17 protein-coding genes and 1 pseudogene are annotated in these 16042 nt (G+C 34.7%); 4 read left to right on the top strand and 14 right to left on the bottom strand.

Annotated elements, in window-relative coordinates:
• Positions 1-205: 205 nt before the first annotated feature.
• Entirely contained in the window at positions 206-478 is a 273-nt protein-coding gene (locus tag ACQY4U_RS22340) for a hypothetical protein (protein ID WP_428331769.1), read from the bottom strand.
• Positions 370-867, bottom strand: a pseudogene (locus ACQY4U_RS22345) (hypothetical protein). The gene ACQY4U_RS22340 and the pseudogene ACQY4U_RS22345 overlap by 109 nt, the downstream one beginning before the upstream one ends.
• A gap of 172 nt (positions 868-1039) precedes the next feature.
• Here ACQY4U_RS22345 and ACQY4U_RS22350 point away from each other — a divergent pair.
• The 4 genes from ACQY4U_RS22350 (at position 1040) to ACQY4U_RS22365 (ending at position 3237) form a co-directional block, all read left to right on the top strand.
• Positions 1040-1219, top strand: coding sequence for a DUF3606 domain-containing protein (locus ACQY4U_RS22350; protein WP_428331681.1), 180 nt, complete (start codon positions 1040-1042; stop codon positions 1217-1219).
• 380 nt (positions 1220-1599) lie between these two features.
• On the top strand, positions 1600-1983 hold the full coding sequence (locus ACQY4U_RS22355) for a response regulator (protein WP_428331682.1): 384 nt from the start codon (positions 1600-1602) through the stop codon (positions 1981-1983).
• 263 nt (positions 1984-2246) lie between these two features.
• Positions 2247-2525 carry a hypothetical protein gene (locus tag ACQY4U_RS22360; RefSeq protein ID WP_428331683.1) on the top strand — a complete coding sequence of 93 codons (279 nt, stop codon included), beginning with the start codon at positions 2247-2249 and terminating at the stop codon, positions 2523-2525.
• A gap of 556 nt (positions 2526-3081) precedes the next feature.
• On the top strand, positions 3082-3237 hold the full coding sequence (locus tag ACQY4U_RS22365) for a lmo0937 family membrane protein (RefSeq protein ID WP_428331684.1): 156 nt from the start codon (positions 3082-3084) through the stop codon (positions 3235-3237).
• A gap of 549 nt (positions 3238-3786) precedes the next feature.
• On the opposite strand, the gene ACQY4U_RS22370 is transcribed toward ACQY4U_RS22365, so the two are convergent.
• The 12 genes from ACQY4U_RS22370 to ACQY4U_RS22425 form a co-directional block, all read right to left on the bottom strand.
• Entirely contained in the window at positions 3787-4797 is a 1011-nt protein-coding gene (locus ACQY4U_RS22370; protein ID WP_428331685.1) for an acyltransferase family protein, read from the bottom strand.
• Positions 4798-4799: 2 nt separating this feature from the next.
• The gene (locus ACQY4U_RS22375; RefSeq protein WP_428331686.1) at positions 4800-5879 is read right to left on the bottom strand and encodes a glycosyltransferase family 4 protein; all 1080 of its coding nucleotides are present in this window, start codon (positions 5877-5879) and stop codon (positions 4800-4802) included.
• Positions 5880-5888: 9 nt separating this feature from the next.
• Complete coding sequence (locus ACQY4U_RS22380; RefSeq protein WP_428331687.1) at positions 5889-7127, bottom strand: hypothetical protein; 1239 nt, start codon at positions 7125-7127, stop codon at positions 5889-5891.
• 10 nt (positions 7128-7137) lie between these two features.
• A complete protein-coding gene (locus ACQY4U_RS22385) occupies positions 7138-8301 on the bottom strand; it encodes a glycosyltransferase family 4 protein (protein WP_428331688.1) in 1164 nt (387 codons plus the stop codon).
• The gene (locus ACQY4U_RS22390; RefSeq protein WP_428331689.1) at positions 8298-9332 is read right to left on the bottom strand and encodes a hypothetical protein; all 1035 of its coding nucleotides are present in this window, start codon (positions 9330-9332) and stop codon (positions 8298-8300) included. Before ACQY4U_RS22390 ends, ACQY4U_RS22385 begins: the two co-directional genes overlap by 4 nt.
• 21 nt (positions 9333-9353) lie before the next feature.
• Positions 9354-10253 (bottom strand): glycosyltransferase family 2 protein, encoded by a 900-nt coding sequence (locus ACQY4U_RS22395; protein WP_428331690.1) that lies wholly within the window; start codon positions 10251-10253, stop codon positions 9354-9356.
• A 49-nt stretch (positions 10254-10302) separates the two neighbouring features.
• A complete protein-coding gene (locus ACQY4U_RS22400) occupies positions 10303-11124 on the bottom strand; it encodes a 2OG-Fe(II) oxygenase (RefSeq protein ID WP_428331691.1) in 822 nt (273 codons plus the stop codon).
• An 85-nt stretch (positions 11125-11209) separates the two neighbouring features.
• Positions 11210-12127, bottom strand: coding sequence for a glycosyltransferase family 2 protein (locus ACQY4U_RS22405; protein WP_428331692.1), 918 nt, complete (start codon positions 12125-12127; stop codon positions 11210-11212).
• A 5-nt stretch (positions 12128-12132) separates the two neighbouring features.
• A complete protein-coding gene (gene glf, locus ACQY4U_RS22410; RefSeq protein ID WP_428331693.1) occupies positions 12133-13272 on the bottom strand; it encodes a UDP-galactopyranose mutase in 1140 nt (379 codons plus the stop codon).
• A gap of 1 nt (position 13273) precedes the next feature.
• Positions 13274-14194 (bottom strand): glycosyltransferase family 2 protein, encoded by a 921-nt coding sequence (locus tag ACQY4U_RS22415; protein WP_428331694.1) that lies wholly within the window; start codon positions 14192-14194, stop codon positions 13274-13276.
• 35 nt (positions 14195-14229) lie between these two features.
• Positions 14230-15099: a glycosyltransferase family 8 protein gene (locus ACQY4U_RS22420; RefSeq protein ID WP_428331695.1), complete on the bottom strand. Its 870-nt coding sequence runs from the start codon at positions 15097-15099 to the stop codon at positions 14230-14232.
• 1 nt (position 15100) lies between these two features.
• Positions 15101-16033 carry a glycosyltransferase family 8 protein gene (locus ACQY4U_RS22425; RefSeq protein WP_428331696.1) on the bottom strand — a complete coding sequence of 311 codons (933 nt, stop codon included), beginning with the start codon at positions 16031-16033 and terminating at the stop codon, positions 15101-15103.
• Positions 16034-16042 lie beyond the last annotated feature (9 nt).

Consider the following 16042-nt stretch of genomic DNA (forward strand, 5'->3'; position numbering starts at 1 on the left):
ACATTTTGTTAGTTAAAAAAATGCTTTTATGTACAATTAATTTAATTTAACGATTATTTATAAATACCCTGTGCTTTTTTAATCGTTTTTTCCAAATCAATTACAGCGCCTAAGACACCTTAAACAGATCGCCGGTCTCTTTAAAACGGCCAATGGCATTTCGAATATTGAAATCTTGTATGGTTAGTCCGCGTTTTACTTCATCTCAGATTAGGGGTGTAGAAACCGTAGCACCTGGCTTTGGCCGTAATGAATAAGGACCGGCAATGATCGCACCCGGGCGGTTCTGTAAAAAGTCAAAATACATTTTCCCATTTCGTGCCGCAATGCTCCACTCCAAACTTGTATAATCCGGGATTTGTTTACGAACTATTCTAACAATAATATTAGCGAAAAGCTGGCTTTGCTGACAAGTATATTTGCCTTCGAGAGGTATATATATATGTGCATCCAGGTAGAACCGGAAATTTTGGGGTATGACGGCACATCAATAGCGTCTAAAAACTCTTTAGTGATCCGCGCCGCTTCAACCACCTGGTCGTAAGTATGTTTGTCCAGATCCAAATCGATTAAGCAATAAACCGGATCATCCGGTATTTGTGCACGGCGAAACCGGGGATTGATCTCAATGCAGCCCAGGGAGGCCATCCAACGTAAGCTGGCTTCATCAGTTCCGACAAAGTATTTGGAGACCTTCTTCATCGGTCACATGATCAAAAGTTTTTGCCCAATCAGGTGCTTTATCAGTAGCATTTTTTGGTAAAAGCTTTGTTTATGTATGCCGCCCGGAAAGCGGTTAAACGACACAGGCCTGTTCTTTAAGGAAGGCATTATGTATTCTCCGACCTTGTAATAATAGTTGAGCATCTGCCCCTTGGTGATCTTACCTTCCGGCCAGTAGAGTTTATATTTCAATACCTATTCCAGAAAATTTATCTGACTAAGAAAAATCTAATCAATGACTCGGTGAATGTAGTAACATCGCTCATATCATGCAAACCATATGCGCCAACTGTTGTTATTCATAAATAATTGAGAAATGGATAATAAGCAAAATATAGGGGTTCATGACCGAGATCTGGTCAACACCAGTGAATATTACGAATTAGAATATTGGTCAAATAAGTTTGGCGTGAGTATAGAAAAATTAAAATCAGCGGTTAGAGCGGTTGGCAATTCAGCTGAGGCTATTGAATCGCATTTGAAAAGTAAAAAGTAATATGGAAAAGCTATACTTTTAAGCAGAACAGGAATTTGGGTGTAGAGCTGAAAGCAAAGATTATAATGGCGTTCCACCTGAATTCTTGAAATGGGCAGCGTAGTACCGGCAAAAAATTCAGAAATGTATATCGCTAGTTAGCTAAAATAGATTTCAAATGCAGGTCTACTGAGTCAAAATAAGACCCGACGAATAGACAGGATTCATTTTTATTTCTAAAGATACCTCGTCGATAAGTAAGTTATATTTATTGATTTTTTGGAAAGCCATATTGATAATAATTTTAGCTGAGCTTGAGAATTATAACCAAATAAGTTAGCACGATGATTGCCGTCAACAATTTTTAAATTTCGACGTTGAGGGTTAAATAGAAATCTTACATGACTAAGCACATCTGTATTATAGAAGACGACGCAAACCTGGCCTTGACCATAAGTACTATTCTGGAAAATAAGGGTTATTTTGTTTCCGTTTTCGACAGATTTCCTACAATGGAAGATTTAATACTTTCTGAACCGGATCTTTTTATCATCGACGAAAGACTTCCAACGATCGGCGGACATATTATTTGTATTATGCTACGATCGAATTTAAAAACGAAACATATTCCACAATTACTTATGTCAGCCAGCCCTATGCTTTATAAATATGCAGAACTTGGCGAAGTGAATGACTATATAAAAAAGCCTTTCGACCTGAAGGAGTTCTTACAAAAAGTAGCTTTGCTGGTCATTACAAACTCTAATGGCCTGATGGATATGTGACCGTAACGCATTTGAAATGGACAGAAATTTTGTTCGGACCTTTGGATTTGACTATATATAAAATCAAAGAAGAGTTTATTTATGTACTTAATCATAGAGCCTTTACAATACGCCTCATAAATGGAAGGCTAAGTATAACTTAAAAGAATTATTTTTTGGTAAAGCCGTAAAAGTCAAATTCAAACCAGGCAATTATTCATAATAGCTGAGGAAATTGTCGCAAGGATGTAAATTATATTATTTAAGATAATGGCTTAGGGATTGTGAATGAAGATCTCACTAAAATATTTATACAATTTAAAATCATTGCTAATGTAAAGAACACAGACAAGTGCTGTGTGGGCTCAGCAATAGTTAGACTATTATTAAAAGAAATAAGGGTTAAAAAACGTGGGAGGGAATTAGGGGAAGGTTCTGTCTTATACCATTTTTTTAAAATAGTTTCCACCTACGGTGTTTATTATATAAGCTGCAAAGGTCCTGACGACAAATCAATCATAGATGCATACTTAACTCATCCTGAATATTTTATAGAAAAGTAAAAAACTACATGGTTCAAAACTTCGAAAGATAGTCACGGAAAGAGACAAATGAATAACAAAATAGGTCATAGGAATTTATCAATACGGTGTCTCCATAATTTTTATAATTGACAAGAATTGTATGTGGATAACATTAAAAGTTTTTTAACATAAGAGCATTAAAATCGCTTTACAATTTTTTCAAAAGCAGCATTTTAAACGTTTCACAAACAAGCGCCGTATACAATACAATTACAGTGGCATTTAATCACTTAATTGATAATAATGAACTACTCACTTTAAAAGTAGATTAAAAGGTTCGTATTTGAAGCCTTTATCACCATGCTCGCGGCTAATATTGGAGAATTGATCTGGTGGGAATTCCCGGCATGTCCTTGTCTATTCTCACCTACCCTCCTGAAAATGAGCGTCGAAATCTAAATTTTGAGGAATAAATTTAGGATATGTGGAATCCAATCAAACTTTTCCTATTAAAATTAAAATTAACAAAACGATTTTGAAAGATTTGAAACAAAAATGCTAAATTATACTTATAAAATAAATTAAAACAACACTCATGAACTCATTACTTTACATTTTAGCAGTTATCCTCATCATTGGCTGGGCCATTGGAGCATTTGTTTATTCAGTTGGCGGGCTAATCCATATCTTGCTTGTCATAGCAATTATTGCCATTATAATTGGTATTATTCGGGGACGGTCAGTTATTTAATGACCTAAAAATTATGCGAAAATAGTTTTAAAGCCCGTTAAGCCGGGCTTTTTCTGTATCATACCTCATATTTTTATCCTAGAATTAAGACGATAAAATGAATTTTCTACATCAAAATAAAATCGCAAAATGGAATAGAATCTAATACTTTTATTGCAAACATTTTGATGAAGCTCCTCCCAAAAACATTGCTGATAGTAATTCCACATCGTTAAAAGAACTTTAGAGATAGAATTTGATCGATTATATAATTAGTTTAATGAAAATCTAATTAATATTAATAACCATGCCTTAATATGCCTACCGTCAATGAAACTAATCCGAAAAGTAAAAACAAATGTATCAGTGGCCCTTTAGATAAAACGAAATAACAAATACCCCAGGTGACAATTGACAATATTGCAAGAAAGTATATAAAGTTAGTCATTCGCACGTTATTTATAATAATATACGCTTTACGGATATGATTGTTTTAACGTGAAAAGTTTTATCATAATTGGATAAATATTAAATTATCTATTCTATTTTGGCAGAAAAAGATGTTTTTTTTTATTTAAGAGGCGTATTTTTTTTAATTAAAAAAAGCCTACTTAGAAAAAATTCAATTTTTTTGTAAAATTTTTCAAATGCTGTTAAGGATAAAAGATAAATAAGAGCGATTGGAAATGCTATAATTACAAAATTGTCAACAATATTCAGGTTCCATTTAGAAAAATGAGCTAAAAATGTTGGAAAGAAAAAACCATGAAATATATATATAGGCAAAGTCCGTGAACCAGCTGATGTGAAAAACACTTTTTTAGATGGTGTAAGTATAATGAAAGATATTCCTATTAACACTACTGAAAAGAATAGGCCTATCCTATTAAGAGCACCTTTCAAGTTAGAAAAGCCTTCTGAATGATAAGATTCATCCCATAATAAGGTTCTGAAATTTATATTGTTAAGATAAAGAATGCAATAAGCGCCTATTAATATTATCAAAATACCAAAAGGCATTAAGAATTTCTTTTGGTGTATGGTATGGATACGGCTTAAGGGACAAATGACTCCCAATACAAAAAAAGGAAGTAATCCGAAAGCCCTGGATAAAACGGCACTATAACCAATTGTTGCGTTTAAGCCAATTAAAACTGAAATTGCAAGTGATGCAATAAATGGATATTTTATTCTATTGATAATAGGTATACTTAATTTCCACAAAAATAAACACAGTAAATACCATAAATGATAGGGCGGGTTGAAAATGTTGAAGCTAAATGTTTTAAAATGTACTGCCTCCTTTAAATCCCACATTAGACAAAAAAAGATATAGGGTAATAAAATTGCCGATGTAAGTTTATAGGAGTTAGAATCGTTCTCTGGCTTTGAAAAACAGCCTGAGATAAATACAAAAAGCGGCATATGAAAAAAATAAATACAGGTAGTCAACACCTTGAAAAACCGATTTTGATCCATGTAAGCACCATAAAAATGGCCAATAACAACAAGCACGATTAAAATAAATTTAAGGTTATCAATTAGATAATCGCGTTTACCAGCGGGTTGCAAAGTTTCCATATTTACCAGTAGGATATTGAAATGTTATATAGTTCTAAAGCACTTTTTTTCCAATTGTATTTTTCAGCCTGAATGTAACCTATCTCTCTTAACTTCGTCCTTTCATTGTCATTTTCCAGTAATCTGGTTATAATTTCAGCTATTTCGGTCGTGTCGTTTGGGTCAAAATAATAACACGCATTTCCTAGAATTTCTGGTAGCGACGATGTAGCAGAAGCCATTACCGGGCAACCGGATAACATAGCTTCAATCGGTGGGATACCGAATCCCTCGTAAAAAGAGGGAAAAATAAAAAGGGCAGCGTTGCAATACAGAAATTTTAATTCGGCGTCGCTTACGTATCCCAGATAAGTGACATTATCGCTAGAATCCACGACTTTTAAAGTTGACATTGTGCCGCCTGCAATCAGCATGTTATACTTTTTAAAATCACTTTTTACGATTGCCTCACTTAAGCCGTTAAAATTCTTGTTTAAACTCAGGCTACTTACTGCTAAACAGTAAGGCTTAAGGTTACTGATTTTTGTTTTGAAATGAAAATCCGGTTCAACGTTTTTTAAAATGTGTTCCCCGGCATTATAAATAACTTTAATGGCATGTCGTTTAAATCCGGCGTGTTTAACCAGTTCATTCTTTGAAAATTCGGAAACTGTAATAATACACCTTGCGGTCTTGCTGAGCCAAATCAGCGCAAACTTATACCAGATTCGAAAAACAGGTGTAAAGAAAGAAGGATTTACAAAAACAGAAGCATCATGAATAAAAACTATTTGCTTTCGTTTTATCAAGCAAGAAATAGTGCAAAAACTTAGCAGTAAACAGCCATAGGTGTACATAGGCAATTCAATTTGTTCCCAAAGATTACCTTGCAAAAAACCTTTCTTCAACAGCTTGATATGCTTTAAGCTAATTGAGTTAACCAGTTTGCCGGAATAAATCAAAAAGAAGGTCTGTTCATTTTTAGGGATACTTCCTTCTTCCAAAAGTTCATCGAGCGCTAATACAAGTTCAAAAGCCACTCTCTGCACCCCCGTTATAGGTTGCGTTAAAAATCTGCCATTTAAATAAATAATTTTACTCATGTCTAAAAATTACTTCCAGGAGATACGATAAAGATAAAAAAGCATAATTAAAGCGGGTGGGATAGCAAACATATTCATTAATGTAAACCCAACTATTGGAGTTGCCACAGCGCCAAAGGCGATAATTGCTGTCGCACGAATAATTATCGAATCATATTTCAACACCCAACTCTTTAATATACCGATAAAAACACCGGTTAAAAGCCCAGTAAAAAAAGAGAATAATATAACCCCCAACCATTGAAAGGAAACATAACCCCACAATGGAAGTGGCAAACGTAACCCTCCAGATCCAACGTCATTGACATCACGTCCCGGTGCGATAATTCCCAGCGTATAAACTGACGGATTCCATTCATAATGTCCAGGAATCAATCCGCCATACATTGTTCGGCCATAAGTCCAAACAGGTTTTTGATCAAATTTGACCATAAATTGCATTTGATCATCAATATCCGGCGCACTTCTTCCTATAACTTCCCATACATTTTCGTTGCCTTCAAAATGCCTGACACCTACGATGTAGTAAAAAAATGAACTAAGAACGAATATGCCAATTAGTATCACCATCAAAACGACAAAATGGGCTCTGCTTTTAAATGACATTACAATAATGAAAGCAAATACAACCCCACCAAATGCACCACTTCGTTCCAAGGAGGCGATCATCAGAAACAATCCCAGACTAGTTAGAAATAAAAACAACTTCGATCGCTTTTTATACCAGATTATACAGGCGATTGGCGTAATGGTACTTATTAAAAAGAAGGAAATTCTGAAAAGGATAGCAACTCGAAGATAAGGCTCCTGGTATTGACCTCTGAACAGTTTTGCCGCAATTGGCTCAGCGGCAAACATAGGCATAAAACCCATGCCTATATAACTGGCAATCAAACCGGCCACCCCAATTACCATAAAGATTTTCGTAACTTTTATAGCTCTTTCTTCGTAGGCTTCCCTTGTCATAATATCAAAAGAAAACTGAGTTGGCAATCGTCTGCCTATTACGAATCCTATGATCAGAGCCGGAAGGAAAAAAAGAATGCCCAGAACGAGGACCTTGGTATATAAATCGACTATTGCAGGCGGATAGTTATCGGGAACGCCAAGAATCAATGCAGGTACGATTATTGAAATAAAGCCACCTGCCACCATACCATGTGTAACGACGTTATATCTGCTTGGCCATACAATATAACCAGAAAAGCTAAACAATGTAAGTGCTACGAATATTAAAAAACTGTCCAATAGGTTAGATTTAAATTAAATTACCAAAAATTAGCTCATTATATGTTTTTGCCATTATCTGAACGTTGAATTTCACTTTAACCTTTTTTCTGGCAGCTTTCCTAACATAATCCAGTGAATTAAAATCATCAATCACAGCTTTCAAAGTTTGGACAAGTGCGGGTGAACTATCCGGAGTAAATAAAAATCCATCGATCTGGTTATTAATTATCTCAGGTGTGCCGCCGGTTGCAGACGCAACCACTATTTTTTCGCATGCCATAGCTTCATAAATTGTTGTTCCTAAAGGTTCGCTATCCTTTAAATTACTATTGCTGATTATAATGTCGCAGCCATTGTAAAAACTAACCATATCGTTTATAAAGCCGATGTGCCTGATTTGAGCATTCTCCGCGATTGCTGTAAAAAACGCTTCTGAGTAATCTGGCGTCGCTTCTTCAAAACCTCCTGCAAATAACAGAATTACATTTAAAGATGGTTTCGCTATAACCTTAAAGCATTCGATGAGTTTAAGCTGCCCTTTGCGTTCATGAACAACTGCAGGCATACCTAAAATCAAACAATTTTCAGGGAGACCATGAAATTCTCTAAAATCAGCGCGCTTAGCAGGATCGGCTTTGAACAAGGAAATGTCCAATCCATTGTAAAGAACGAAAACTTTTGGATTTTCTCGGTACTTTTTCTTAACAGGTTTAGAGACTGCTAATGTAAAATCATAGACTTTTGCGCAAATTTTTGATAATTGGTGCTCAAAACGTGAATAATAAGTAATATCATGATCACTCCAAATCCATTTCCGTGACCGATAAAATATCCTGGAATAGGCAATCACCGGGATCAAATATGATGCAGGCATTATTGTATTGGCATGAATTATTTTTATATCATTAATTTTCAAATAGCGGTGGACTTGATACGATAAAAAGATGTAATTACTCATTGCATTGAATAATGATTTTAGACGACCATTTTTACTCCTGTTTAGTTTTTTTAACGCTTTCAACAACGATATTTTATAACTTTTCCCGGAAGCAATAATGTCGCTGGCAAATCTGCCAGGGGATATAAATAGATGAGCGTCTACGAGATTCACATTGAATGCCATCATTCGTTCTAAAACAATTTCCGCGCCCTGAGCTTTTTCGCCACCAAATACATATAAAATTTTATTCATATCAAATCAAGTTCTACTTTACTAATAGCAGCCTTTAAGAAATAACCATTGATGACTTTTTCGCGTAAGACCAATACATTTTTTCTCATTTCTTCATATTGATCTGTAGAAAATTCAAATTTTTCAAGTTCCTTGAGATTCTCAACAAGGAAGCCAATTCCATATTTTTTGATTACAACGCTTAGAGCGGAACTTGCCGGTGCAACTACGGGAATGCCAGCTGCTAGGTATAAAGAAAATTTATGCGGATTATTATATTTCAGGTAATTCCCAAGTTTATCATCACAACTATTTACCGTTTCACCATCCCATATCAACCCAAAACCGCCGGTCAATTTCGTGGTTATTTCGGCAGGGCTGTATTCTCCCAACCATACTAAGTTATCAATGAGATGACTCCGTTCTAAGTTGAAAAAAGGGCCAAATACATTGAAAATCCAGCCTTTAATATCCGCTACGTTATAAATAAACGTACTTTTACGAAGATTTCCCGCGAAAAGTATAGAATTAGAATATTTCGCTTCGCATTCATTAATGGGATGATCAGATAAGTAATCAAATATTTCAAGTGAAATCGCCTTCTTTTTGAAACCATGTTGCTGCATCCAACCCAACATTGCAGGATTATGAACAATCACTTCATCAAAGTAATTAAGATTTTTAATTTCTAACCTGTTTGCCTCATTATTATTGCCCCCCGATCTTAAAGCTTCAAGATCATGGATGATACAAAAGATTTTAATCCTTTTAAGCTTTGCTATTTTTATAAAATAGCGAAAAACGTTATTGATGCTCAATAGTGGATATTGTATAACTATAATTGACCCTTTTTGTATTGATTTAAAAAAAAAGATAAGCTCTTTTATTAACAGTAAATAGTATTTAAATTTATTCTCGTTGTCCCATACAATTATCGTATAATCAATATATCCTAATTCTGAAAATATTTTATTACAATCTTCAACTGCTTTGGTAGCCGCTGAATTTACAGTGGTGTTTTGAAACCGGATGCAAAACTGATATTTCGTCATTATAGGTAATTAATTGTAAGTTTATACTTTGTCGATTTTTGGATTGAAGCCAATTGATTTCCAACCAGAATTGAGCAACACGCCAATAAATTTTAATTGATTATCCTTCCTGATCCGCAATAACTTATATGAAGTATAACCTAGCTTACCCAACATCCAAAAGATATAATAAAGGAAACCTTTAGATCTTTTGACCATGAAAAATTCATTTCTGAATCCATAACTGTGTTTCCAAAGATTATTAACATTGTCTCTATAAAAATCAGGAAAATAATTAGAAGGTGTTTTATGCACTACTACACTATCAGTACAATAAATTCCCAGGTAGCCAGCCTTGGTAATTCGCCTGGTATATTCCTGGTCATCACCCCAGATAAAAAATTCCTTGTAAGGTAACCCGAGCTGCTTGACTGCCTTTACATTAATTAAAACGGAAACAAATGAACTATTCTCTACCAATAACATGTGGTTTTCGTCATAAGTATTGAATGGAATACTATTATTAAATGATGGAGTTATTGCAGGTATATTCATTAGATGCGGTGTACCATCCGTCCAAATGCATTTGCTACTTAAGAACCCTACTGGGTTGTCCATTAAGGGTAATTTATTCACCAACATTTCTAAGGCATCGGGCCTGCAGATCGTATCGTCATCCATTACCCATGCCCAATCAAAACCAGATAATACAGCTTGTTTAATACCCGTATAAAAACCACCGGAGCCTCCGCTGTTCTCTTGTTCTATAATATTAAGATTTGGTTGTTGACTCAACCATTCAGCGGTGCCATCTGTACTGCTATTATTAATAACGATAATTTGTTCTACAGAGAAAGTTTGACTTTTAATGAGATCAATAGCTTCCTGCAATAAATTAAGTCGGTTGAATGTAACAATTATAGCAACAACTCGGTAGTTCATCTATGGTCTTTCAGTTAATAGTTATAAACTTTAAAATTGTTATTGTTGTTTATAGCTGAGTTCTGGTCTTAGTTTTTTTAAAAGCTCTAAGTAGTATCGGAGGGATAAAGTCACGGATAATTTCACGTGTACTTCTTTCTTTAACATCGGCAACTACACCCTTCCGACCTTTAAAAGTAGTAAGGGTATCATTACTAATCTCATTTTGAGGTCTACCGTTGCTATAATAATATAATGCAAGAGATTTCCGGCTTCGATCAGGCGGGCAAGTCAGCGGATTAGGGTGGCCATGGTTTGATAAAGGAATGGTTGAGAATATTGCAACGGTGTTAAAAACAGGCAGTATTTTTTTTTCACATTGGCTCATATCTTTTCTCCAAAGTTCAAAATGTCCGCCAAAGCTATCTTCCCAGTCTTTATTCAAATAAACCAGAAGATTAATTCTTCTATCAAGATTAGTAAGCAGACTGGTACTGAAATCCGTGTGAACCTTAAGTACGCCACCCGGTTTAATCTCATGGTACCCCCCCCCCTCAAAATAAGGATCGGAAATAAGTTTCTCCTTTATGCCAGTTAACTCCTGTATGAATTCTAAAAAGGGCTCAGAATTCAAGTAATGAACCAATAGTTTAGTAACCTCACCAAAACTAGCTTCCCCCTTAGTTGCTAATTTTTTCTGATTATAATCATCAAATTTTTCAATGTTCTTGGTTAAGGAAAGATCAGGAAACTCGGCCAATACCGCATCCAGCATTTCAGGATTGAAAAAATCGTGAAAGACAATATTAGAAAAAGGCTCCGCATTCTGATATTCCAGCTTCCTTTCTGTCGCAAGCCTTTTTAGATCAATTTTTTTATTCAGATAGTCCATATTAATATTTCTATAAGTTGAAACTTTTAAATATATAAAGGTTAATATTATAGCAATGAGTGATCATTCCCCCTGATAACAATTTTTATTTAAATTTTGTTATCAGATAATAGGAGATAAATTTTAAATTAAAAAAATCATTAGCCAGTTTTCTTCTATTAGCAAAAATTACTTTCCGATTCTTGTATAAAAACAAAAATAATTTTAGGTCGATAACTTTTTTATGCGCACGGTGTTCTTGAAACACTAAAATCATCTCAGAAAGAAAGCGTTTATCATCTTCTTTCATTTCTTTAATTTGCAAAAAATACTTCCAAGCGGTGATGTGATCTATATGCTTGGCTCTCACTTTTTTTCCTACGTTAATGTGATTGTTGGCACCATGTATTCTGTATTTTACCAAATATCCGTCATCTGCGTTAATAGAACCGTTACAAGTTGCCAGCACACCAATCCACCAATCATAAAACATATTGGGGGGGATTGGACTGATCTTTTCCAAAAGGGATTTCTTAAACATGATTTTATGGCCACTTATTTGGTTGTCATAAAAAAGCTTTTTAGGATCGTTACCTGTGAACGGAGGTAATAGTTTACCCTTTGGATAATGCAATTCTCCGTCAATGAAATTAACGGACCTGGCATGTGTTAATACGACATCAGCCCTATCAAATTTATTTAACAATCGTTCTATTTTGTCCGAAAACCAGATATCATCTTGGTCCGACAAAGAAATATATTCTCCATTTGCAAAAGTTATAGCTTTTTCGAAGTTCTGATTATACCCGAGATTACTCTTATTTTCATAAAATATGATCCGGTTATCTTTCTTCATCCATTCCTTAATTATTTTTACGGTGGAGTCATTAGAAACATCATCAACTATTATTAATTCAAGATTTTTATAGGTCTGATTTAAAATAGAATCCAACTGCTCGCTAAGGTACTTCTCTCCATTGTAAGTACACATAACTATTGAAACAAGTGGCATAGCAGTCTTCACATTTATCAATTATTATTTCCCAAACCCAAATTGTCTTCTCCAAAGTGGACAGAAACTTTCTTTAAAGCAGAAGCAACAATTTGATGCATGTCGTAATACCTGTACTCTGCAAGTCTGCCACCAAAAATGATATTCTGCTCTTTTTGAGACAATCTTTGGTATTCGCTAAAAATCCCAGAGTTTTTAACATCATTAATAGGATAATATGGTTCCTGTTCATATGTCCATTCCTGCGAGTATTCTTTTGTTATGACTGTTTTAGGTTGCGTCCCAAATTCGAAATGTTTGTGCTCTAAAATGCGTGTATAGGGAATTTCGCGCTCTGTATAGTTAATAACCGCATTTCCCTGATAATTTTGTACATCGAGTAACTCATGCTCAAATCTCAGACTCCGGTACTCTAATTGCCCGTATCTGTAATCGTAAAATTGATCGATTTTGCCCGTAAAAACTACTTGTTTTGCCAGTGAATCCCACCTACCCCTTTCGTCGAAATAATCGTTATTCAGTTGTAAATCAATACCAGCCAGCAATCCATCAATTAGTTTATTATACCCGCCTATTGGAATCCCCTGATACTTGTCATTAAAATAGTTATTGTCAAAAGTAAACCTGAAAGGCAGGCGCTTTATTATGAATGCGGGCAGTTCAGTGGCCGGCCTTCCCCATTGCTTTTCGGTATAGCCTTTTATCAACTTTTCGTAGATATCGGTTCCAACAAGTGATAAGGCCTGTTCCTCGAGATTAGCCGGTTCACCGAGGTTCATCTTATCTATTTGTGATTGTATTTTGGCTTTTGCCTCCGCAGGTGTTTTCACTTTCCATAGTTGGTAAAAAGTATTCATATTGAATGGCAAGTTGAACAACTCGCCCTTGTAGTTAGCAACCGGGCTATTGGTATACCTGTTAAATTCAACAAATGAATTTACATAATCCCATATGACCTTATCGTTAGTATGAAATATATGGGCCCCGTACTTATGCACATTTATACCCTCAATATTCTCGCAAGAAACATTTCCTCCAGCATGGTTTCTTTTGTCAATTACCAAGCATTTTCTTCCTCTTTTGGTAGCTTCGTATGCGAACACGGCTCCAAACAATCCGCTTCCAACTACTAAATAATCGTATTTCTGTTCACTCATTCTAAGCTTTTAATTTTTTGCTGAATTTATTGAAACGGGTTTTCAAAAACTGAAAAAACGGCTTTGTGGACCAAAAATTCCTGGCGTAGAATTCCTGAACCTCTATACTAACAGGTGAAAGTGGTATTTTGTTACGCAAAATTAAAAATTGGTAAGCACCTTTTAATATATAAAACCCTGATTTAAAACCCTCCCGCTTGACAAATTTTAAATTGTTAAAAAAGGTACGGAAGAGGTACATGGTTTTATGCTTCGTAAAATATTTGTTTATAATCTCGAGCTCATTTCGGGTTGCGTAAACACGCATATTTTTCGATAATCTGTTGACTTTACTAACTCTGTGTACAACAATTCCTTTACTAAAAAATTGAATTAAATAACCTGCGGCGAGGCACCTTATGCCATATTCAAATTCATGTGTATAAAGGTAAATCCAGTCCGCATAACCTCCTATTTGATCATATAGTTGTTTTCTTATCACAGCACCACAACCGATAAAGCCCGTAATGCTGTCACCATCTTTCCATGCGTCATCATCTTTCAAAAAGACATCCATCTTTAGATTAATGTCGACGGTTTCGAAAGCTAAAATCCCAATTTGTGTATTTGCTTCCATGAAAACAATGCCTTCAGCCAGACCAGCATGGATATGACTGTCATCATCAAGTACTAAAAAATATTTATGCTTAGCAATTTTAAACCCTTCATTCCAACCTGCTATTCCATTATTTACTTTTTTAGTCACCAATGTTACGTCAGGATGGAGCTGCCGGATTTGGGCGGATGTATCATCGATAGAGGCATTATCGACAACAACAATTTCGACTTCAAACGGTACAGTTTTACGATAGGTTTTTAATATGTTAATAGTGAATAAAACATCTTCACACCTATTGTAGGACAGAATTATTGCAGAAACCATTTTCTAATTTTAATATTAATTTGAATATTCTTCATTTATTTAATAATTCCTGCTTTGCGCAGCCGCCGTTTAAATAAGCGACCATTCTTTAAAATAAAATTCATTATTGAGAAACCGGTTGGTTTGCTTTTTCTAAATGGAGTTAAGCGCAAGTACATTAAATACAAATACTTATATGGATGAGTATCTACATAATGCCAAGGCTTTGAAAAACTGGCAAAGTGTACAATTACAGGTATCTCGGGCTGCTCATTCTGAAGGTGTACTGCATTAAATTTACGGTCAAAATGCCCCCAATTGTTGGCGAAGAAGACATTTAAGATATCCTGATCATACCACTCAAATTTCTGCATATACTCATCGGCGATTTGGAGAAACTTTTCTGTCAATTTTCCCTGTCGCCAAGCCTGGAGATTAATAAGCATTACCCCCGCATTGAAATAATCTTTCAAATTAAATCCCAGCTTATTTAATCTGATTGTATTATGGGCTACAAATGCTTCGCTAGCTGCAAAAATGTAATGATCAGCAATCTCAATGTCTATCAAATTCTTTATGGAACCAGTGACCACGATATCTGAATCTAAAAACAATCCGCCGTTAACACTGGCGGGAATAATATCAGGCAGAAAAAGTCTAAAATAAGTTGCACTAGTATAATTATCGTTCGTAGTAAACCTTGAAAAATCGACATTTGCAATATTTATTAATTTTAGCTCAACGTTGTAGGTATCTAATAAAAAATGCGAGACCCGTTCTATATTCTGTAAATGGCGTATATTGTGTATTACATATATGTCAAACAAAATGTCGCAATTATTTTCCAATAAGGAAGTCACTGCCACAGTAAAATGCTGAATATAATTTTCATCTATACTGAAAAATACGTTAATTCGCTTATTCATATCAATCGTGGTAAACTTTTTTATTAATATTCCCTAAACAGCTTTGTCGGTAATAATTGACAAAATGCCTTAAATCCCGGTAATATTTATAAGGTATTTTAGAATATGAAAAATCGGTGTATTTAATATTTTTATAAGGGGTTAATAGCAAATATTTGAAATAAAATGATTTATAAGGATGCCTATTAAGATAATTCCAGGGCTTGGAAGATCCCGCGAAATGTATAATTAAGGGTGGTTTTTTTCTTTTCCAAATCATATTCAGTGCATTAAATTTTGAATCTAATTCATCCCATTTGTTGAGAAAAAACATATTCAAAACATCCTGATCCCAAAAAACAAGATCATCCATATAAGAAGATGCCATTTCAATAAGTTTAGCGGAGATATTATCCGTTCGCCAATTTTTCAGATTGACTAAAAGTACTCCCGCGTTAAAATAACTGTTAGTATGAAAGCCAAGTTCAGTAATTCTTTTGCTATTGCTTTCATTTTGTTCAGGAATTTCTCTTACTGCTGCGAGATATTTGCAACCCATATCATCAGATGCAGTTGTAGTGCTAAAATTGAACGAAGCAAGTTCTGTTAGCGGCCCGGTGATTATAGTATCGGAATCGAGAAATAGACCATTGTCTATATCTTTCGGAATTATATCTGCCAATAAGAGTCTTAAATATGTATTAAGTGATACATGATCCGCGATTCTATAACTATCAAAAATTTTACTGTCTTGATATATAAGTTGTATCTCAACGTCATATTTTTTTTTGGTGAATGCCAGAATTTCTAGTAAAAGATCGGAATCAAAATCGTGAATCAAAAATATATTTAGATCCATATGCTTATTTGTTTCCAACAGCGAGGTCACGGAAACTGTAAAGTATTGAATAAAAAACTTTCCTATGGCAAAAAATACATTCAAGCGTTGCTTCATATTTTAAAA

Origin of the sequence: Mucilaginibacter sp., from assembly GCF_965277465.1 — a bacterium.
In the GTDB taxonomy this organism is placed as follows: domain Bacteria; phylum Bacteroidota; class Bacteroidia; order Sphingobacteriales; family Sphingobacteriaceae; genus Mucilaginibacter.